The following is an 18,295-nucleotide window of genomic DNA, read 5'->3' as shown; positions in this document are numbered from 1 at the left end:
TTACTCGATGGGGCGGGCGCCCAGCTGCGTGCGCAGCAGCTGGAGCGCTGCCGCCTCCGGGTCGAGCGGGGGCGGGGCGTCCGCACCGTCGGGGGTGACCTCGGCGGCCCGCTCGGCCATCAGCTCGTCGGCCTCGGCGCTCTCCGCGGCCTGCACCGCAGCCCGCGCCGCCTCCGGGGTCGGGGCCGGACCGGCCGCCGGCTGCCCCGGGGCGTCGACGACGGCCTGCACCTTCCACCGGACGCCGAGCAGCTCCTGCAGCGCCTGCCGGACGATGTCCTTGTTCAGGTCGTCGCCGAGCATCTTGGCCAGCGCCGGTGAGGTGGCCACCAGGGTGAGCGTGCCGTTGGTCAGGTCGTGCACCTGCGCGCTCTTGAGCAGCGCCTCCGTGGTGCGCTTGTGCCGCTTCACCACCGCGAGCAGCTCCGGCCAGATCCGCCGGACGTCGACGGTGGTCAGCTCGCCGTCTCCCCCGCCCGGCTCCTCGGGGTTCGCCGAGACCAGCGGCGTCGGCTCACCCCCGCGCGGTGCGGGAGCCGACTCCGCCGCAGCGCGCGGCGCCGGAGCAGGCGTCGAGGCGGGCGGGGCAGCCGGAGCCGCCGGCTCGGGCTGCGGCGCCCGTGCCGGAGCCGGGGCCTGCGTGGGTGCGGCGGCGCGGGTCGGCTGCGGCCAGTCCTCGTCGTCGGTCGGCTCGGGCGGCAGCGGCACGTCGGGCTCCCCCGCCGCCACCGGCGGCCGCGGCCGCACTGTCGGCGGCCCGTCACCGGCCGAACCGGACGACGCGGGGGCCGGCGCGGGAGCGGAGGCCATCGCGCCCGGACGGGCGGTGACCGGCCAGCCGTCGTCGCCCTCCGGGGCCGCGGCCGCCGGTGTGGGGGCGGCGACCGGACCGGCCGTCGCCGCCGCACGGGCCTGGGACGGCCGCACGTAGGCCGGGCGGGCGGCGGCCGGAGCAGCTGCGGCCGAGGCTGCCGCGACCGCAGCAGCGGGCGCCGGCTCGCGCTGCGGCGCCGGCGCACGCTCCACCGGGGCGGGGGCAGGTGCGGGGCGCACCGGTGCGGCCGGGGCGGCGGCGACCGCGGGCTCGGGACGGCCGGCGTGCTCGCCGGCGATCGACATCCGCCGCTCCAGGCGCTCCAGCCGCTGCAGCGTCGCGGCAGCCGAGTCGTCGACGCCGGGGAGCAGCATCCGGGCGCAGACCAGCTCCAGCAGGAGCCGCGGCGCGGTGGTGCCGCGCATCTCGGTCAGGCCCTCGTGCACGGTGTCGGCCAGCCGGGACAGCGTCGCCGCGCCCAGCGCCTGCGCCTGCCGGGACATCAGGTCCAGCCGGTCGGGCGGGCAGTCCAGCAGCCCGTTGCCGCCGGCCTCGGGGACGGCGTTGAGCACGATCAGGTCGCGCAGCCGGTCGAGCAGGTCGGTGGCGAACCGGCGCGGGTCGTGCCCGGCCTCCACCACCCGGTCGACGGCCTGGAAGACCCCGGGCGCGTCGGCGGCCGCCAGCGCGTCGACGGCCTCGTCCAGCAGCGCCTCGTCGGTGACGCCGAGCAGCCCGACCGCGGTGCGGTAGGTGACGCCCTCGGGCCCCGCGCCGGCCAGCAGCTGGTCGAGGATGGACAGCGAGTCGCGCACCGACCCACCGCCGGCCCGCACCACCAGCGGGAAGACCGTCGGCTCGACCTGCACGCCCTCGGCGGCGCAGGTCTTCTCCAGCAGCCCGCGCAGCGTGCTCGGCGGCACCAGCCGGAACGGGTAGTGGTGGGTGCGCGAGCGGATGGTCGGGAGGACCTTCTCCGGCTCGGTCGTGGCGAAGACGAAGACCAGGAACTCCGGCGGCTCTTCGACCACCTTCAGCAGGGCGTTGAAGCCCTGCGTGGTGACCATGTGCGCCTCGTCGACGATGTAGACCTTGTAGCGGCTGTGCACCGGCGCGAAGAACGCCTTCTCGCGCAGGTCGCGGGCGTCGTCGACACCACCGTGGCTGGCCGCGTCGATCTCCATGACGTCGATGGAGCCCGGGCCGTCGGGGGCCAGCGAGATGCACGAGCCGCAGACCCCGCACGGCGTCGACGTCGGGCCCTGCTCGCAGTTGAGCGAGCGCGCCAGGATCCGCGCCGAGGACGTCTTGCCGCAGCCGCGCGGGCCGCTGAACAGGTAGGCGTGGTTGATCCGCCCGCTGTCGACGGCGTTCATCAGGGGCGCGGTGACGTGCTCCTGACCGACCACCTCGGCGAAGGTCGCCGGGCGGTACTTCCGGTAGAGCGCCAGAGCCACGCCCTGAGGCTACGTGCCCGCACCGACGATCCGGACGAGGCCGGACTCAGAGGGTCAGGTGCAGGAAGAACTCCACGGCACCCTGGTCGTCCACCCGGACGAAGCCCAGGTTCGGCGCGTCGATCCCGTAGTCGCCGAAGGTCACCGGGACAGACCCGGAGACGTCGACCCCGGCACCGGTGCGGACGACGGAGATCTCCGTCTGCACCTGCTGGGTGACCCCCTTGAGGGTCAGCTCCCCGGTCACCGGCACGGTCACCGGGGTGCCGGTCAGCTCGGGCAGGTCGGCCGGCTGGGTGACCGAGAACGTCGCGGTCGGGTTCGCGTCGACGTCCATGACGTTGCCGCGGAAGTAGGAGTCCCGCTGCCCGCTGTCGGTGGCGATCGAGGCGACGTCGACGCTCAGGTCGGCGTCGGCCAGGTCGCCGCCGGTGATGACCACGCTGCCGGTGACCTGGTCGGTGGTGCCCGCGACGGTCGCGTCGGCGCCGTTGAGCACCTCGTGCACGCGGTAGCCGGCCGACGAGCCCGCGGCCACGGTCCAGGTGCCGTCGGTGTCGTTGACCAGGGCGGCGTCCGAGGGCTGGACCTGGACGGTGGGCGCCGGCGGGGCGTCCTCCTCCAGCGCGGCGTAGACCAGCGGTCCCCCGACCGCGGCAGCGGCGACGACGGCGACCGCTCCACCGGTGATCCACCAGGCGCGGCGACTGGGCATGACGGCTCCCCTGTTTGAAGGTTCATGCATCAAAGCGGATGAACCTGGGAGGAGCCTGTGAAGCCGACAACGAAAAGGGACCCCCCGCACACCCGTCAGAGCCCGCTTATCCTTGCTGCCTTCCGGCCCTGGGGAGGTTCACAGGGTGACGCCGCACGAGGGGTCGTGCACCACTGTAGAGGACGCCCCCGCCGGAAGTCGTTCGCCGTCCGGAGATCGTGCTCGCTACGCTCCCGCGCGCTGACCGCGCCGCCCGACCGGACCACCCCAGGAGCGTCATGCCCTCCCCCGCGCGCGGCTTCGCGCTCGTCGTCCTCGCCGCGCTCTGCTGGGGCACCTCAGGGCTCACCGGTGACGTCGTCGCCGACCGCACCGGCCTGGACCCGCTGGACGTCGCCTGGCACCGGATGGCCATCGGCGCCGCCGTCCTGGGCGTGGTGCACGCGGCCCGCCGGCCGCGCACCGGGACGCCGCTGACCGGCGGGCTGCGGTGGCGGCTGGTCGCCGTCGGCGCCGGGCTCGCCGCCTACCAGAGCGCCTACTTCGCCGCCGTCGCCACCGCCGGGGTGAGCATCGCCACGCTGGTCTCGCTCGGGCTCGCCCCGCTGCTGGTGGCCGTCGGCGCCGCCGTCCTCGGGCACGGCCGGCCAGACCGGCCGACCGGGCTGGCACTCCTCGTCGCGCTGGCCGGCCTGGTGCTGCTGGTCGGCGTCTCGGCCGGCGGCGACGGCGGGGACGCCGTGCTGCTCGGCGCGCTGTCGGCGGTCGGCTGCGCGATCGCCTACGCCGGCGTGGTGCTGCTCTCCGCCCGGGTGCCCGACGGCGTGCCGACGACGACGGTGGGCTTCGCGGCCGGTGCCGTCCTGCTGACGCCGGTGGCGCTCGCCGCCGGGCTGGACCTGACCACCGACCCGCTGTCGCTGGCCCTGCTGCTCTACCTGGGCACGGTGCCGACGGCGCTGGCCTACGGGCTGTTCTTCACCGGGGTGCGCGTGGTGCCGGCCGCGGTGGCCTCGATCGTGACCCTGCTCGAGCCGCTGACCGCGACCGCGCTGGCCGCCGCGCTGCTCGGCGAGCGGCTCGCCCCGACCGCGCTGGCGGGCGGGGCGCTGATGCTCGGCGCCGTGACGGCGCTCTACCTGCGGAGGATGGGAGATTCGAACTCCCGAGGGCTTGCACCCAACCCGCTTTCCAAGCGAGCGCCATAGGCCACTAGGCGAATCCTCCAGTGCGGCGTCACTCTACCGGGCACCTCCCGGGCAGTCAGCCGGTCCCCTCCCTGCCGAGCGGCCCGCACCCTGCGAGAGTGGTTGAGTTGTCGGACCCGGCGACACGCCAGCCGGGCACAGGAGCGGGAGGACGGGACATGAGCGGTACCGAGCAGGTGCGCCCCGAGGTGGTCGCCGCCATCGTGACGGCGCTGCAGGAGACCGACCCCAGCAACCTCCCGGCCGACGCCACGCGGGCCGAGAAGGACGCCGCGAAGGACCAGTACCTCTCCGGCATGGTCGCCGAGCGGGCCCAGCGCGACCGGCAGACCCGGGCCTGGGAGCTGCTGCTCACCCGCAGCCACGACGACCCGCCGAGCTGGTCCCAGCTGTTCGACGAGCTGCCGCAGAGCTCGATCGACGAGCTGGCCGACCTGTACGACGCACTGCCCGAGGGGGCCCAGACGGAGTACGCGCGCCGTTTCGGCGCCCCGGTCTCCGCCTGAGCTCCGGCCGGGCGGGCGGGCGATCGGGACAGGGGTGACGGCGGCGGGTGCCCGGGTGGCCGGGCGCTATCTGCTGAGCCGTCGGCTCGGTGGCGGGGCGATGGGCGCGGTCTGGCTCGCCCGCGACGAGCTGCTGGGTCGCGACGTCGCGGTCAAGCAGGTGCTGATCCCGGTCGGCAGCGACCCGGAGGCCACCGCCGGCCACCGCGACGCGGCGATGCGCGAGGGCCGGATCGCCGCCCGGATCACCCACCCGCACGCCGTCTCGGTCTACGACATGGTCGACGACGGCGGCACGCCGTGGCTGGTCATGGAGTACCTGCCCTCGCGCAGCCTGGCCCAGGTGCTGGCCGACCGCGGCACCCTGCCGGTGCAGCAGGTGGCCCAGATCGGCGCCCAGGTCGCCGACGCCCTGATCGCCACGCACGCGGCCGGGGTCGTGCACCGCGACGTCAAGCCGGGCAACATCCTGATCGGCGAGGGCGGCCGCAGCGAGGGCCAGGTGAAGATCACCGACTTCGGCATCTCCCGGGCGCGCGGCGACGTCTCGCTGACCCAGACCGGGGTGGTCAAGGGCACGCCGGCCTACCTGGCTCCGGAGGTCGCCCGTGGGCAGGAGCCCGACGAGGCCAGCGACGTCTACTCCCTGGGCGCCACGCTGTTCGCCTGCCTGGAGGGCACCCCGCCGTTCGGGATGACCGAGAACCCGCTGGAGATGCTCTACCGGGTCGCCGGCGGCGAGTTCACCCGGCCGCGCAACGCCGGTGCGCTGACCCGCCCGCTGATGCGCATGCTCGACTCCGACCCGGCGCAGCGGCCGTCGATGACCGAGGTCCGCGACGAGCTGGCCACCCTGGCCGCCGGTCGCGACCGGGACGTCACCGCGGTGCTCACCGCCCGGACGCCGCTGCCCTCCACGCTCACCGACGGCCACCCGGTGGGGGCCCGGGTGCTGCCCGCCGTCCCCGCCGCCGGCACGCCGGCCACGCCGGCGGGCACCCCCGCTGCGACCGCCGTCCAGGCCGTGGCACCCGCCCCCGCGCAGCCCGCGCCCGCCCCCTCCCCGCCGGCCGGGCCACCGGCGGACCGCACCCCCGCGGCCGCCCCCGCCCCGGCACCGCGCCGGCGCCGCCGCGGCCGGCTGATCGCGCTGGCCGCGGCGCTGGTCGCCGCACTGCTGGTCGGCCTCGTGGTCGTCTGGCAGCTCGGCCGGGACGACGACCGGACGCCGACCGCCGACCCGACGTCCAGCAGCGCGCCCGCGTCCGAGCCCACCGCCACGCCCTCCCCGACGCCGTCGGCGGCCTCGTCCAGTGCGCCGTCGACGTCGGAGAGCGCGCCCTCCACCCCGCCGTCGACGCCCGCGCCGTCCACGACCCCGCCACCGTCGTCCGACGACGCGGAGCAGGGCTCGGCGGCCGAGGTGCGGCAGGCGATCACCAGCTACTACGCCCTGCTGCCGCAGGACCCGCAGAGCGCCTGGGACCTCACCGGGCCGACGCTGCGCGGCGCCGAGAGCCGCGGCAACTACATCGCGTTCTGGAACCGGTTCGACTCGGTCACCCTCGGCCCGGTGTCGGCCACCGACGGCTCGCTCACCGCCTCCGCGCCGGTCACCTACGTCGAGAACGGCAGCACGCTGCCCGAGCAGCACACGTTCGTGCTGGTCCGCGGCGAGGACGGGCAGCTGCTCATCGACTCCGACCGGGCGGGCTGACGCGCAGGCGGGTCAGCGACGCACGTCAGGTGGGTGCGGTCACCGCACTCGGCCGTTGGCGTAGGTCAGGGTGCCGCCCTGGAAGCGTTGAGCGATGCCGCCGGTCACCCGGTACTCGTCGGTGACCGGGTACCCCAGCCGGCCCGCCTCCCAGCCCTGCGCTGCCCAGGTCGCGTAGATCGCGCCCCAGGTGACGTGCGCCCCGCTGGCCGGCGACCAGTGCACCACCCCACCCTGGAACGTCTGGTAACACCCAGCGCCGCGCAGACCGCAGCCCTCGTCGGACGTCGGGTAGCCCAGCAGCCCGCTCTCCCAGCCCTGCGCCGCCCACCGGTCGTAGATCGCACCCCGCGTGACGTGCGCCCCGCTGGCCGGCGACCAGTGCACCAGCCCGCCTTGGAAGGTCTGGTAACACCCGGCGCCGCGCAGACCGCAGCTCTCGTCCGACGTCGGGTAGCCCAGCACGCCCCTCTCCCAGCCCTGCACCGCCCACCGGTCGTAGATCGCACCCCGCGTGACGTGCGCCCCGCTGGCCGGCGACCAGTGCACCAGCCCGCCCTGGAAGGTCTGGTAACACCCGGCGCGGCGCAGACCGCAGCTCTCGTCCGACGTCGGGTAGCCCAGCACGCCCCTCTCCCAGCCCTGCACCGCCCACCGGTCGTAGATCGCACCCCGGGTGATGTGCGCCCCGCTGGCGACCGACCAGTACACCGAACCGCCCTCAAAGAACTGGAAGCAGCCGTTCCCCGAGAGCGAGCACGTGTCACTGGTGGTCGGGTAGCCGAGGGCCCCGTCCTGCCCGCCGGCCGCCAGCCATGCTGCGCGGATGGGACCCAGGATGGTGCGAGCGCCGCTCGCCTCGGACCAGACGACGGACCCCGTGGTGAACTCCTGGCTGCACCCCCCGTTCCGGAGCGCGCACGTGGCCTCGGCGATCGGGTACCCGAGCGGACCGGTCTCCCCGAAGGTCGACGCCCACCTGCCCCAGACGGCGCCGGTGACGGCATGGGCCCCGGTCCTCGGCGACCAGAGGACCTGCCCGTTCGCGAAGCTGCGCAAGCAGCCCCCGTCGCGCAGCCCGCACGTGGTCGGCCCGGTGATGCCACCGAGGCTGCCGGCGGCACCGCTGCTGGTGTCGTAGCCGACCGCGATCGGGTCCTCCGTCGAGAGCTCGACGGGCTGGCCGACCGTGGGGCCCGCGCCCAGCGCGGCCCGGATGAGCGAGAACCGGCCCTGCTCGCAGCCGTGCGCGTTGTCGGCGAGGTGCAGCCGATCCGCGTGCAGGAGCGAGGGGTGGGCGGTGACGAACGCGTCCCAGTCCAGGACGGTCAGGTTGGGCCACCGGCCGGCCGCATCCCGGAGGACGGCGTTGAACTGCGCCGTCGCGTCGACGAGGTTGCCGTTGTGCAGGTTGAACCAGGCGACCGGCCGCCCAGCGGACTGCTGCATGAACCAGTCCACGTTGGCCCGGTACTGGGCGACCGTCAGCAGCCGCATGTCGTTGGACCCGAGGCCGATGACCCACGAGTCCGCCCGACGGAAGTCGGCCAGCTCCTCTGCGTGCGAGCTCTCGGTCAGGTAGGGCCAGCTCCCAGCGGGGGAGCTCATCCGGTTGCGCATGTCCTGGGTCGTGCCGCCCCACCAGCCGACCATGCCCAGTGAACGGGTGCCCACCCCGAGGGAGTCGCCGCACTGCAGGAACAGCGAGTCACCCATGCCCCAGACGGTCGTCGTGGGCACGGCCGCTGACCCGCTCGTGGACGCATCCCCGGGCGCCGTCGCGTCCTCGATCGCGGGGAGCGCCGGCTCGGTCGTGGGCGGGACCTCGGTCCCGGGAAAGGCCGTCCTGGCTGCGGGTGCACCCGGGTCCACGGGGGGCAGCACCGGCTCCCCGGTGGAGGCCCAGGGCTCGTCGTCCGGGACGACGGCCGGGTCAGCGGCTGCCACCGACTCCTCGGCAGGGCGGTCGCCGGCCTGTGCAGCAGGAACGGCGATGAGCAGCACCGTCAGGGTCGACGCCCCCGTCACGACCGTGCGCACCCACCGGCCACGACAGGCCCGCCAAGGCGTGCCGCGACGATGCGAGGACCGGAACAGCGCGGTACCGACGACCACGGCGAGCACCGTGGTGACCACGAGGGCGACCACGTCCGAGGCAGGGAGAAGTGGCACGATGTCGTCCGATCAGTTGGTGTAGCGCCCTCCAGACGGCAGCGGTCAGCACCCGGCGACCGTCATGGACAGGCGCAGCACCGACCCCGGTCCAGGCGCCAGGAACTCGATTGCGGAACCGTATCGGCCCTAATGGACACCGGTGCGCCAACTCCAGATCCGACGTGGGGTGCCTGTCGCTGCAGGCACTGCGCCCACATGCAGCGCACGAGTCCCACCCGGCCGGCCGGGTCTCCGCTCGACCCAGCTCGCGGCGAGCTCATCCTGCGACCAGCGACGGCAGCACACTGCCCGGGGCGCACGTTCGTGCTGGTCCGCGGCGAGGACGGGCGGCTGCTCATCGACTCCGACCGGGCGGGCTGAGCGTCCACAGCGTTCGTTACGGTCCGGCAATGCGCAGTCACAGGTCCGTCATGCTCCTGCTGCCCTTCGCGGTGGCCCCCGTCCTGCTCGCCGGCTGCGGCTCGTCGGACTCCGCCGCGGACGCCGCCGCCACCACGAGCTCGTCGTCGACGGGGTCGTCGGCCGCCTCCTCCTCCAGCGCCGCCCCCAGCGCCTCCGCCGACTCGGACGCGGAGAAGAAGGAGACCTTCTGCACCGAGGTGCCGGCGCTGCTGTCCGACATCAGCGACGACCTGCAGGGGGTCACCGCCGCACCGGAGCAGGCGCCGGCGCTGCTGGCGGAGGCGGTGGACAAGATCTCCGCCGTCCAGCCCCCGGCCGACGCGGCGCCGCAGTGGCAGCGGCTGGTCACGGCCTGGACGTCGATGCGCGACCTGCTGGCCCAGGCCGACCTGACCAACCCGCAGGCGAACACCGACCTCGCGCCGCAGCTGCAGAGCCTGCAGACCGAGCTCGTCGACTCCGGCACTGCGGTGGACGACTACGGCAAGGCCAACTGCTGACGGTCACCCGCTGAGACGACGACGGCGGCGCCTGATCCAGGGGATCGGGCGCCGCCGTCGTGCTGCGGTGGCGGTGGGATTTGAACCCACGGAGGCGTGAACCTCACACGCTTTCGAGGCGTGCTCCTTCGGCCGCTCGGACACGCCACCGCCGAAGAGACTACAGGGCCCGCTTGGCGCGGAAGAACGCACGTAGCAGCGCGCCGGACTCCTCGGCCCGGACCCCGGCGAGGACCTCCGGCCGGTGGTTGAGCCGCCGGTCCCGGACGACGTCCCACAGCGACCCGGCCGCGCCGGCCTTCGGGTCGTCGGCGCCGTAGACCACCCGGGCGACCCGGGCGAGCACGCTCGCACCGGCGCACATCGTGCACGGCTCGAGGGTGACCACCAGCGACGCACCGGTCAGCCGCCAGCCGTCACCGTGGACCCGCGCCGCCTCGCGCAGCGCCAGCACCTCGGCGTGCGCGGTCGGGTCACCCCGCTTCTCCCGCTCGTTGGCGGCCTCGGCCAGCACCTCGCCGCCGGACCCGAGGACGACGGCCCCGATCGGCGTGTCGCCCCACTCCTGCGCCGCGGCCGCGAGCTGGAGCGCCCGCAGCATCGCCTCGTCGTCGGTCACCGGATCACCTCCGCCGGCAGTCGAGCTCTGCCCCACATGGGGGGCAGAGCTCTACTCCCCGAGTGGTCACGTCAGGTCCAGGCCGGTCAGGACCGAGAGCTCGGCGAGCGCCGCCCCCGGCTCGACGACCTTGATCGTGTGCATGCCCAGCGCCCGGGCGGGCTTGAGGTTGATGCCCAGGTCGTCGAGGTAGGCGCAGTCCCCCGCCTCGACCGGGCGGCCGACCGCCTCGGACAGCCGGCGCAGCGCGAGCTGGTAGATCGCCGGCTCGGGCTTGCGGACGCCCTCGACCGAGGACTCCACCACCGCGTCGAACAGCCCGAGCAGCTCCCCCAGCCGCCCGGTGCGCTCCATCGGCGCGACGTTGTTCGACAGCAGCGCCAGCGGCAGCCCGGCGGCCCGCAACCGCCGGACGGCGGTGACCACCGCCGGGCGGAGGTCCCCGTGCAACGCGGCGAGCACCCGGCCGGCGTCCAGGGTGAACCCGGCCGCCGCGGCCTCGGCCTCGAAGGCGGCGCGGAACCCCGCCTCGTCGAGCTCGCGGCGCTCGTAGCGCGCCCAGGCGTTGGTGTCGGGGTCGGCGCTGTTCAGCCGGCGGACCAGCCCGTCGGGCAGCCCGGCCTCGGCCTCGTACGCGGCGAAGGCGGTCATCGGGCTCTCGGTGATGACCCCGCCCAGGTCGAACACCACCGCGGAGACGGTGCCCACGGGGTCGCCTCCGCGACCAGCCGTCCGGCCGGTGCTCACGGCGCCGCCACCGCGCGCAGCTCGTCGGCGAAGCCCAGCCGCTCGGCGATCCGGAGCACCATCTCGTCGGCCCACAACTCGTCGGAGTCCAGCAGCCGGGCCAGCTCCTCGGCCGGCATCCCGGCGTCGGCGAACACCTCGAGGTCCCCGCCCGGCCAGCCCTGCCCGTCCTCGTCGAAGGCGTCGTCGACGGTCGTGCCGGTCTCCACCGCGATGCCGTACCGCTCGACCACCTCCGCGGCGAGCACCCACTCCTGGAAGGTGGCGTCGGAGATCAACGCCCGCACCATCCCGCCGGGCCCGTGCCGCAGCACGACGAAGTACAGCCGGCTGTCCACCACGACCACGAACGGGCCGGGCCAGCCGGCGGAGCCCGGCTCACCGAGGGCGCGCTCGAGGGCGGGCAGCTCGTCGTCGGCGTCGGCGGCCAGCAGCTCGCAGTGCCAGCGGTCCTCGAGGCGGCTGACCCGTACGGCGAAGCTCTGCCGCAGCGTGCTGCCGTCGTCCGGCGGGGGCGTCATAGCCTCTGATCATGGCCGACGCCCCGGACGAGGACCGCACGCCCGTCGACCCGGCGCTGTTCCGGGCGCTGGCCGCGGACCCGCTCGCCGCCCACCTGGGCATCGAGCTCACCGACGTCCGCCCCGGTTACGCCCGCGCGACGATGACCGTGGGCCCGCAGCTGCTCAACAGCGTCGGCACCGCGCACGGCGGCGCGACCATGGCGCTGCTCGACGTGGTGCACAGCGCGGTGAGCAACAGCCACGGCACGGTCGCCGTCGCCCAGGACGTCCATACCGAGTTCCTCTCCGCCGGCCGGCCCGGTGACCAGCTCGTCGCCGAGGGCGTCGAGGTGCACCGCTCCAGCCGGACGGCGGTCTACCGGATCGACGCCACCACCACCGACGGACGCCGGGTGGCCACCGCCCTGGCCCGGGTGTTCCGGCTCGGCACGCCCTGGGAGACCTCGGCGTGAGCGGCTTCCCGGTCCCGACGATGCCCGCCCCGCCGGTGTCGGTGGTCGGCCTCGGCCAGCTCGGCGGCTCGCTGGCCGCCGCCCTCGCCGGCGCCGGCCGGCCGGTCTCGGGGTGGGACGTCGACCCGGCGGCCCGGGACGCCGCCGAGGACCAGGGCGTCCGGATCAGCCAGGAGCTCACCGGCGTCGTCGTCCTGGCCGTGCCGCTGCCGGTGATGGGCAGCGCGCTGACCGGGCTGCGGATCGACCCGGGCGCGACCGTCACCGACCTCGGATCGGTGAAGGTGCCGGTGCTCGCCGAGCTCGGCGCCGCGCACGGCGACCGCTTCGTCGGCGGGCACCCGATGTGCGGGACCGAACGGTCCGGTCACACCGCCGTCGACCCGGCGCTGTTCACCGGCGCGCGCTGGGCGCTGTGCCTGGAACCGGGCACCGACCTGCGGCGCTGGCTGCGGGTCGCCGAGATCGCGCTGTCCGTCGGCGCCGAGGTGGTGCCGGTGACCGCCGCCGAGCACGACGACGCGGTCGCCGCGATCAGCGCCGTCCCGCACCTGCTGGCCGCCGCGCTCGCCGCCGCCGCCGGGCAGGCCGGACCGCTCGCGCTCTCCCTCGCCGCGGGCAGCTTCCGCGACGGGACCCGGGTGGTCGGCAGCGACCCGGCGTTCGTGACCGCGCTGGTCGAGGGCAACGCCGGCCCGACGGCCGCGGCCCTGGACCGGGTCCGCGCCCAGCTGGCCCGGCCGTGGGCCGACCTGGTCGCCGACGGGCACGCCGTCCGGACGGCGTCCGCGGGTCGCCGGCCGGTGCGGGTGCCGCTGGACCGGACGGCGCTGCTCGCGCTCGGCCGCGCCGGCGGTGCGGTGACCCGGCGGCTGGCCGCGTTCGTCGAGGGCTGGGTCCCCGAGGGGGCCTGACCGACCGCAGGCGCAGAGCCGGGCGGGACAGGGCAAGCTGGGGCCATGGACGACAAGGACATCCACGCCAAGATCGACGCGCTGGTGGAGGAGGAGCACGCGATCCGCAACGCCAGCGAGCACACCGAGGAGCAGCGCGCCCGGCTGCGCCAGATCGAGGAGGACCGCGACCAGCTCTGGGACCTGGTGCGCCAGCGGGACGCCAAGCGCCAGTACGGCGAGGACCCGGACGAGGCCAGCCCGCGCCCCGAGCCGCAGGTCGAGAACTACCTGCAGTAGAGGCAGGGCGCGCAGCACGAGGCTCGTCCGGCCCCGTTCAGGGTCCCGCGCTGAGCGTGCGAGGCGTGGGGCGAACGGGGTCCTCCATCGGTCACCGCTGACCGGCGCCGAGCAGGGCCAGCTGCCACAGCAGCCGGGCCCGGGGGTCGGCCACCGAGCGGCCGGTGACCTGCTCGATCCGGCGCAGCCGGTGCATCACGGTGTTCCGGTGGCAGTACAGCTCCTCCGCGGCCCGGGTCGGTGAGCCGTCGGCGGCGAGGAACGCGGTCAGCGTGCCCAGCAGCACGTCGCGTTCCTCGCCCGGCAGCTCCAGCAGCCGGCCCAGCGACTGCGCGACCAGCCGCTCGGCGATCTCCGGGGAGCTGCTGAGCAGCGCCTCGGGCAGCCGGTCGTCGATGGTGACCACCCGGGCCTGACCCGCCGGCAGCGTCCGGGCGGCGGTGTCCGCCAGCCGCCATGCCGCGGCCACCAACGCCGCGCCCTCCACGACCGGGGAGGCACCGACCGGGCCCTGCGCCTGCTCCGCCAGCCAGCCGAGCACGTCGGCGACCGGGCGGGTGCCCAGCGCGACGACGCCGACCTGGGCACCGCTGCGCCAGCCCCACACCGAGCGGACGCCGCGCGCCAGAAGCCGCGCCGCGGGGTCGGCCAGCGTCGGTGAGCCGGCCTCGTCCGGCGGTGCCACCGCGCAGACCAGCCGCCCGTCGAGCGAGAGCGCCAGCAGCTCCGACGCCGACCGGACGAACACCGGGTCACCGCCCCGGCCGCCGAGCAGGCCGTCGAGCACCTGCTGCCGGGCCTCGTCGTCGATGCCGGCCAGCCGTCGCTCCTCGGCCCGGTAGGCCTCGGCCAGGGCGGCGCACTGCACGTCGTTGACGTGCCACACCGAGCCCGCGACCTCCAGCAGGACGTCGCTGTCCCCGGGCGCCTCGGTGCAGCGGGCCGACGCCCGGAGCGCCTCCCAGGTGACCTGGCCACCGAGCCGGTAGGCCCGCAGCACCGTCTCCAGCGGCACGCCCTGCGCGGCGCGGCGGCGGCCCACCTCGCGGGCCGCGTCCAGGGCGGCGCGCCCGCCGTCCTCGGCGTGGCCCATCAGCGTGCGCACCCCGCGCTCGAGGTTGGCCCGGGTCGATGCGAACAGCTCGCCGACCACACCCGGCCCCTGGTGGGAGTAGCTGTCCTCGCTGCGCTCGAGGATGCCGATCATCCGCGCGGTCATGTCGTCGAGCTGGTCGAGCAGCGGTGGCGCGAGCTCTGCCAGCCTCGCGGCCACCTCGGACCGGAACGGTTGCACCTGCCACCCCTTTGTGACTCACCGCACAGAGCACAGTCCATCTGGGTGATCGCTGTGCTGCCCGCCCATTGTGACCGCACTCACCGGACCGCAGTCTCGACGGGTCGGGGCCACCCGACGCCCGTCCGCCGCGGCATGCCCGGCGGTCGGGGAACCCGAGGCAAGGGAGCCGTGGGCCCGTTGGCGCAGCCGACCCCGACTGCAGGCAGCACCGCGCTGGACCGGACCACCGCGGGAGCCCCGTCGTCCCGGTTGGAGATGACCGGCATCTCGGTGGCGTTCGGCGGGGTCACCGCCCTCTCCGACGTCTCGCTCGTGGTGGAGCCGGGGCAGGTGCACGGCCTGATCGGGCCCAACGGCGCGGGCAAGACGACACTGTTCAACGTCGCCTGCGGCATCGTCCGGCCGACCGCCGGCTCGATGACCTGGCGCGGCAAGCCGCTGCGGCGCCTGCGCCCGCACCAGCTCGCCGGTCTCGGGATCTCCCGGACCCTGCAGGGCGTGGGGCTGTTCCCCGGCATGACGGTGCTGGAGAACGTCATGATCGGTGCACACCGGCACGCCCGGGCCGGCTTCGCCTCCGCCCTGCTCGCTCTGCCCCGCTCCGACCGCGACGAGCGCGAGCTGCGGGCGCGCGCCACCGCCGCCCTGGCCGACCTGGACGCCGAGGGGTTCGCCGGCCGGTACCCCGGCGGGCTCCCCTACCCGGTGCAGAAGCGGGTCGCGCTGGCCCGCGCCCTGGTCGCCGAACCCGAGCTGCTGCTGCTCGACGAGCCGGCCAGCGGGCTGGGCGAGGACGAGATGCACGAGCTCGGCGAGCTGATCCGCCGGCTGTCCGGGCGCATGAGCGTGCTGCTGGTCGAGCACCACATGGACCTGGTCATGCGGGTCTGCGACCGGATCACCGTGCTGGACTCCGGCAAGCAGATCTCGGCCGGCACACCCGCCGAGGTCCAGGCCGACCCGGCGGTCACCGAGGCCTACCTGGGCGACGACGTGGAGGTCCCGGCCGCCGGGGAGCCGTCGGCGACCGACGGAGGACGCCACCGTGGCTGACACCGGCGGGCACGGCAGCACTGCCGTGCGCACTCCGGGGGGCACCCCGGGCGCGGCGCTGCTGCAGGTGGAGGACCTCACCAGCGCCTACGGCGCGGTGCGCGCCCTGGACGGCGTGACGCTGAGCGCCGAGGCCGGCCGGATCACCGCCGTGCTCGGTGCCAACGGCGCGGGCAAGACGACGCTGCTGCGAACCGTCAGCGGCCTGGTCCGCTGCGTCTCCGGCCGGGTCACCCTGGACGGCGAGGACATCACGTCGGCACCGGTGGAGTCGATGGTCGGGCGGGGCATGGCGCACGTGCCCGAGGGGCGTGGCGTCATCGCCGAGCTCACCGTCGACGAGAACCTGCGGGTCGGGTCGCTGTTCCGGGGCAAGGTCGCCCGCAGCGAGTTCGACCGCATCTACGACCTCTTCCCGCGGATCGCCGAGCGGCGCGACCAGCCGGCGCACGTCCTGTCCGGCGGCGAGCGGCAGATGCTGGTGATCGGCCGCGCCCTGCTCGCCCAGCCGCGGGTGCTGCTGCTCGACGAGCCCTCCCTGGGGCTGGCACCGCGCATCGTGGCGCAGATCTTCGGCCTGCTCCGCCGGCTCGTGGACGCCGAGGGGCTGTCGGTGCTGCTGGTCGAGCAGAACGCGCGCAGCGCCCTGTCCGTGGCCGACGTCGGCGTCGTGCTCAACCTCGGCCGCGTCGTCGTCACCGACTCCGCCCGGACGTTGATGGCCGACGAGGACCTCCGGCACGCCTACCTGGGCTTCTGACCTCCGCCCCTCCGCACCACCAGGAAGGCCCCTCTCCCGTGCAGTACTTCGTGAACGTCACCCTCACCGGGCTGACCGAGGGCATGGTCTACGCGGCCTTCGCCCTCGCCCTGGTGCTGATCTGGCGGTCCACCCGGATCGTGAACTTCGCCCAGGGGTCGATGGCGGCCGCCACCACCTTCATCGCCCTGGCGCTCATCCAGGCCGGGCAGTCCTACTGGGTCGCGCTGGTCGTCGCGCTGGTCTCGGGCTTCGTGCTGGGGGCCGTGGTCGAGCGGGTCGTCATCCGGCCGGTCGAGGGCGGCCCGGAGCTCAACGCCGTCATCGTCGCCCTCGGCCTCTTCGTCGCCATCCAAGCCGCGATCGCGATCGTCTTCGGCTCGTCGTTCCAGTCCTTCCCGACCCCCTTCGGCCTCGAGGGCTTCCAGGTCGGCGACGCCCGGATCGCGCTGACCCCCACCAGCCTGTACGTGATCGGCTCGGTGCTGGTGGTCATGGCGCTGCTGGTCGTGCTGTTCCGCTACACGCGTGTCGGGCTGGCGATGCGCGCCGCGGCGTTCGGCCAGGAGGTGGCTCGGCTGCTCGGCGTCCGGGTCGGCCGGATGCTCACCCTCGGCTGGGCGCTGGCCGCCGTGGTCGGGTCGCTGGCCGGGCTGCTCATCGCCGGCGGCGAGTTCGTCTACCCCGCCTACATGGACAGCCTGATCGTCTTCGGCTTCGTCGCCGCGATCCTGGGCGGGCTGGACTCCCCGGTCGGGGCGATCGTCGGCGGCCTGGTCCTCGGCCTGGCGCTGAGCTACGTCAGTGGCTACGTCGAGCGCGGCAGCTCGCTGGTCAACGTCGCGGCGCTGGTGATCCTCATGGTCGTCCTGCTCGTCCGCCCCGGTGGCCTGTTCGCCAGCACCACGGCTCGGAGGGCCTGACCATGAGCGACCTGCAGAGCCCTGCCGCCGCCGGCGCAGCCACCGACGAGGCCCCGTCGACGGCGACCGCGGCGGCCAACGCCAGCTCGGCCCCGTCGTCCACCGGCCGGACCCTCCTCCCCCGGTCGACGCTGCTGCGCCACCTCGTGCTCCTGGCCGCCGCCGCGGTGGCCGTCGTCGTCCTGCTGGAGGTCACCGACCCCTTCACCAACTCGCAGCTGGCGACGCTGAGCTACTACGCCATCGCCGCCGGCGGGCTGACCGTGCTGACCGGGATGAACGGCCAGATCTCCCTCGGCCACGGCGCGCTGATGGCGGTCGGGGCCTACACGACGGCGCTGTTCCTCTCCGCCGACGAGCCGCTGCCGCTGCCGGTCGTGCTGCTGGCCTCCATCGTGGTGGCGATCCTGGTCGGCGCCCTGGTGGGCGTCGCCGCCGCCCGGCTGCACGGCCCCTACCTGGCCGGCGCGACGCTGGCGCTGGCGGTCGGCCTGCCCGGCCTGGCCGTCTACTTCAACGGGACGCTCGGCGGCGACCAGGGCCTGCGGGTGCGGGCGCCGCGCGCCCCCGAGTGGTTCGAGGGCTTCATCGACACCGTCTCCGGCAACCCGGCCACGAACACCAAGTGGCTGGCCTACGTCGGAGCGGTCTGCCTGCTGATCAGCTACTTCCTGCTGGCCAACCTGGTCCGCAGCCGGATCGGGCGCACCTGGCGCGCGGTGCGCGACCAGGAGGTCGCCGCCGAGCTGGCCGGGATCGACCTCGGCCGGTGGCGGGTGCTCGCGTTCGTGGTCAGCGCGGCCGCGGCCGGGCTCGCCGGCGGGGTGCTCGCCCTCGTCGTCCGGCTCGCCGCCCCCAGCGGCTTCACGCTGGTGCTGTCGCTGTCCCTGCTCACCGCCATCGTCATCGGTGGCCTGGGCAGCCTGGTCGGCGCCCTGCTCGGCTCGGCGCTGCTGGTGTTCCTGCCGCCGTACGTCACCGACCTGGGCACCAGCTGGGGGCTGGACAGCACCGAGGCGGCGCAGCTGGCCCCGTTCGTCTACGGCGTGGTGCTCGTCCTGGCGATGATCTTCGCCCCCGCCGGCCTGGTCGGCACCCTCCGCCTCCGCTGGCTCGGCAGCCGCGCGAAGCGGACGGCCGCCCGCGCGAGCAGGGGGTGAGGACGACCCGACGCCTCCACCGCTCCCGTCCTCCCTCCCCGCCACCGACTCCCGGGCGACGACGCCCGGGCCG

Annotated in this window: 17 protein-coding genes, 2 tRNA genes, 1 other RNA gene and 1 pseudogene; 11 read left to right on the top strand and 10 right to left on the bottom strand. The window is 75.1% G+C overall.

Annotated elements, in window-relative coordinates; genetic code table 11:
• The 3 genes from MODMU_RS02665 to ffs form a co-directional block, all read right to left on the bottom strand.
• Entirely contained in the window at positions 1–2,271 is a 2,271-nt protein-coding gene (locus MODMU_RS02665; RefSeq protein ID WP_014738620.1) for a DNA polymerase III subunit gamma and tau, read from the bottom strand.
• Between the two features lie 46 nt (positions 2,272–2,317).
• A complete protein-coding gene (locus MODMU_RS02660; protein ID WP_014738619.1) occupies positions 2,318–2,986 on the bottom strand; it encodes a YceI family protein in 669 nt (222 codons plus the stop codon).
• Positions 2,987–3,058: 72 nt separating this feature from the next.
• Positions 3,059–3,154: signal recognition particle sRNA small type (gene ffs, locus MODMU_RS27500), an RNA gene on the bottom strand.
• Between the two features lie 110 nt (positions 3,155–3,264).
• Between ffs and MODMU_RS27495 the strand changes: the two are divergent.
• Positions 3,265–4,062 (top strand): annotated as a pseudogene (locus MODMU_RS27495) (DMT family transporter); the annotation flags it as partial.
• Between the two features lie 66 nt (positions 4,063–4,128).
• On the opposite strand, the gene MODMU_RS02650 reads toward MODMU_RS27495, so the two are convergent.
• A tRNA-Ser gene (locus tag MODMU_RS02650) sits at positions 4,129–4,213 on the bottom strand.
• 139 nt (positions 4,214–4,352) lie between these two features.
• Here MODMU_RS02650 and MODMU_RS02645 point away from each other — a divergent pair.
• Positions 4,353–4,700 (top strand): hypothetical protein, encoded by a 348-nt coding sequence (locus MODMU_RS02645; protein WP_014738617.1) that lies wholly within the window; start codon positions 4,353–4,355, stop codon positions 4,698–4,700.
• A 55-nt stretch (positions 4,701–4,755) separates the two neighbouring features.
• On the top strand, positions 4,756–6,417 hold the full coding sequence (locus MODMU_RS02640) for a serine/threonine-protein kinase (RefSeq protein WP_166503378.1): 1,662 nt from the start codon (positions 4,756–4,758) through the stop codon (positions 6,415–6,417).
• 39 nt (positions 6,418–6,456) lie between these two features.
• Here MODMU_RS02640 and MODMU_RS26685 read toward each other — a convergent pair whose 3' ends face one another.
• Positions 6,457–8,589 carry a hypothetical protein gene (locus MODMU_RS26685; protein ID WP_014738615.1) on the bottom strand — a complete coding sequence of 711 codons (2,133 nt, stop codon included), beginning with the start codon at positions 8,587–8,589 and terminating at the stop codon, positions 6,457–6,459.
• Between the two features lie 392 nt (positions 8,590–8,981).
• Between MODMU_RS26685 and MODMU_RS28295 the strand changes: the two genes are divergently transcribed.
• Complete coding sequence (locus tag MODMU_RS28295) at positions 8,982–9,494, top strand: hypothetical protein (RefSeq protein WP_166503377.1); 513 nt, start codon at positions 8,982–8,984, stop codon at positions 9,492–9,494.
• Between the two features lie 65 nt (positions 9,495–9,559).
• Here MODMU_RS28295 and MODMU_RS02620 read toward each other — a convergent pair.
• From MODMU_RS02620 to MODMU_RS02605, 4 genes are all read right to left on the bottom strand, one after another.
• Positions 9,560–9,644 (bottom strand) — tRNA-Ser (locus MODMU_RS02620).
• 10 nt (positions 9,645–9,654) lie between these two features.
• Positions 9,655–10,113, bottom strand: a complete 459-nt coding sequence (locus MODMU_RS02615) for a nucleoside deaminase (RefSeq protein WP_014738613.1) — start codon at positions 10,111–10,113, stop codon at positions 9,655–9,657.
• 66 nt (positions 10,114–10,179) lie between these two features.
• Positions 10,180–10,821, bottom strand: a complete 642-nt coding sequence (locus tag MODMU_RS02610) for an HAD-IA family hydrolase (protein ID WP_014738612.1) — start codon at positions 10,819–10,821, stop codon at positions 10,180–10,182.
• A gap of 35 nt (positions 10,822–10,856) precedes the next feature.
• The gene (locus MODMU_RS02605; RefSeq protein ID WP_014738611.1) at positions 10,857–11,381 is read right to left on the bottom strand and encodes a tRNA adenosine deaminase-associated protein; all 525 of its coding nucleotides are present in this window, start codon (positions 11,379–11,381) and stop codon (positions 10,857–10,859) included.
• Between the two features lie 11 nt (positions 11,382–11,392).
• On the opposite strand from MODMU_RS02605, the gene MODMU_RS02600 reads away from it, so the two are divergent.
• The 3 genes from MODMU_RS02600 to MODMU_RS02590 are packed head-to-tail and all read left to right on the top strand — an operon-like array spanning position 11,393 to position 13,029.
• Complete coding sequence (locus tag MODMU_RS02600) at positions 11,393–11,836, top strand: PaaI family thioesterase (RefSeq protein WP_014738610.1); 444 nt, start codon at positions 11,393–11,395, stop codon at positions 11,834–11,836.
• Positions 11,833–12,750, top strand: a complete 918-nt coding sequence (locus MODMU_RS02595; RefSeq protein ID WP_014738609.1) for a prephenate dehydrogenase/arogenate dehydrogenase family protein — start codon at positions 11,833–11,835, stop codon at positions 12,748–12,750. Before MODMU_RS02600 ends, MODMU_RS02595 begins: the two co-directional genes overlap by 4 nt.
• Positions 12,751–12,795: 45 nt before the next feature.
• Positions 12,796–13,029, top strand: coding sequence for a DUF2630 family protein (locus tag MODMU_RS02590; protein ID WP_014738608.1), 234 nt, complete (start codon positions 12,796–12,798; stop codon positions 13,027–13,029).
• A 91-nt stretch (positions 13,030–13,120) separates the two neighbouring features.
• Here the strand turns inward: MODMU_RS02590 and MODMU_RS02585 are convergent, their stop codons facing one another.
• Positions 13,121–14,323: a PucR family transcriptional regulator gene (locus MODMU_RS02585; RefSeq protein ID WP_014738607.1), complete on the bottom strand. Its 1,203-nt coding sequence runs from the start codon at positions 14,321–14,323 to the stop codon at positions 13,121–13,123.
• Positions 14,324–14,494: 171 nt separating this feature from the next.
• On the opposite strand from MODMU_RS02585, the gene MODMU_RS02580 reads away from it, so the two are divergent.
• Genes MODMU_RS02580 through MODMU_RS02565 form a run of 4 tightly spaced genes read left to right on the top strand, consistent with a single transcriptional unit; the run spans position 14,495 to position 18,222 of the window.
• Entirely contained in the window at positions 14,495–15,379 is an 885-nt protein-coding gene (locus MODMU_RS02580; protein WP_014738606.1) for an ABC transporter ATP-binding protein, read from the top strand.
• On the top strand, positions 15,372–16,139 hold the full coding sequence (locus MODMU_RS02575; protein ID WP_014738605.1) for an ABC transporter ATP-binding protein: 768 nt from the start codon (positions 15,372–15,374) through the stop codon (positions 16,137–16,139). Before MODMU_RS02580 ends, MODMU_RS02575 begins: the two co-directional genes overlap by 8 nt.
• A gap of 38 nt (positions 16,140–16,177) precedes the next feature.
• The gene (locus MODMU_RS02570) at positions 16,178–17,062 is read left to right on the top strand and encodes a branched-chain amino acid ABC transporter permease (protein ID WP_014738604.1); all 885 of its coding nucleotides are present in this window, start codon (positions 16,178–16,180) and stop codon (positions 17,060–17,062) included.
• A gap of 2 nt (positions 17,063–17,064) precedes the next feature.
• Positions 17,065–18,222 carry a branched-chain amino acid ABC transporter permease gene (locus tag MODMU_RS02565; RefSeq protein ID WP_014738603.1) on the top strand — a complete coding sequence of 386 codons (1,158 nt, stop codon included), beginning with the start codon at positions 17,065–17,067 and terminating at the stop codon, positions 18,220–18,222.
• The last annotated feature ends 73 nt before the right edge of the window (positions 18,223–18,295 follow it).

The sequence above is a fragment of the Modestobacter italicus genome, assembly GCF_000306785.1.
Classification (GTDB): Bacteria; Actinomycetota; Actinomycetes; order Mycobacteriales; family Geodermatophilaceae; genus Modestobacter; species Modestobacter italicus.
Note: the sequence above shows the minus strand (reverse complement) of the source record. Positions and strands in the feature narration are given on the sequence as shown.

Excerpts from the sequence above, each read along its gene's own strand:
- MODMU_RS02660 (WP_014738619.1), bottom strand. The coding sequence starts at position 2,986 with ATGCCCAGTCGCCGCGCCTGGTGGATCACCGGTGGAGCGGTCGCCGTC.
- MODMU_RS02645 (WP_014738617.1), top strand. The coding sequence starts at position 4,353 with ATGAGCGGTACCGAGCAGGTGCGCCCCGAGGTGGTCGCCGCCATCGTG.
- MODMU_RS28295 (WP_166503377.1), top strand. The coding sequence starts at position 8,982 with ATGCGCAGTCACAGGTCCGTCATGCTCCTGCTGCCCTTCGCGGTGGCC.
- MODMU_RS02605 (WP_014738611.1), bottom strand. The coding sequence starts at position 11,381 with ATGACGCCCCCGCCGGACGACGGCAGCACGCTGCGGCAGAGCTTCGCC.
- MODMU_RS02600 (WP_014738610.1), top strand. The coding sequence starts at position 11,393 with ATGGCCGACGCCCCGGACGAGGACCGCACGCCCGTCGACCCGGCGCTG.
- MODMU_RS02590 (WP_014738608.1), top strand. The coding sequence starts at position 12,796 with ATGGACGACAAGGACATCCACGCCAAGATCGACGCGCTGGTGGAGGAG.
- MODMU_RS02565 (WP_014738603.1), top strand. The coding sequence starts at position 17,065 with ATGAGCGACCTGCAGAGCCCTGCCGCCGCCGGCGCAGCCACCGACGAG.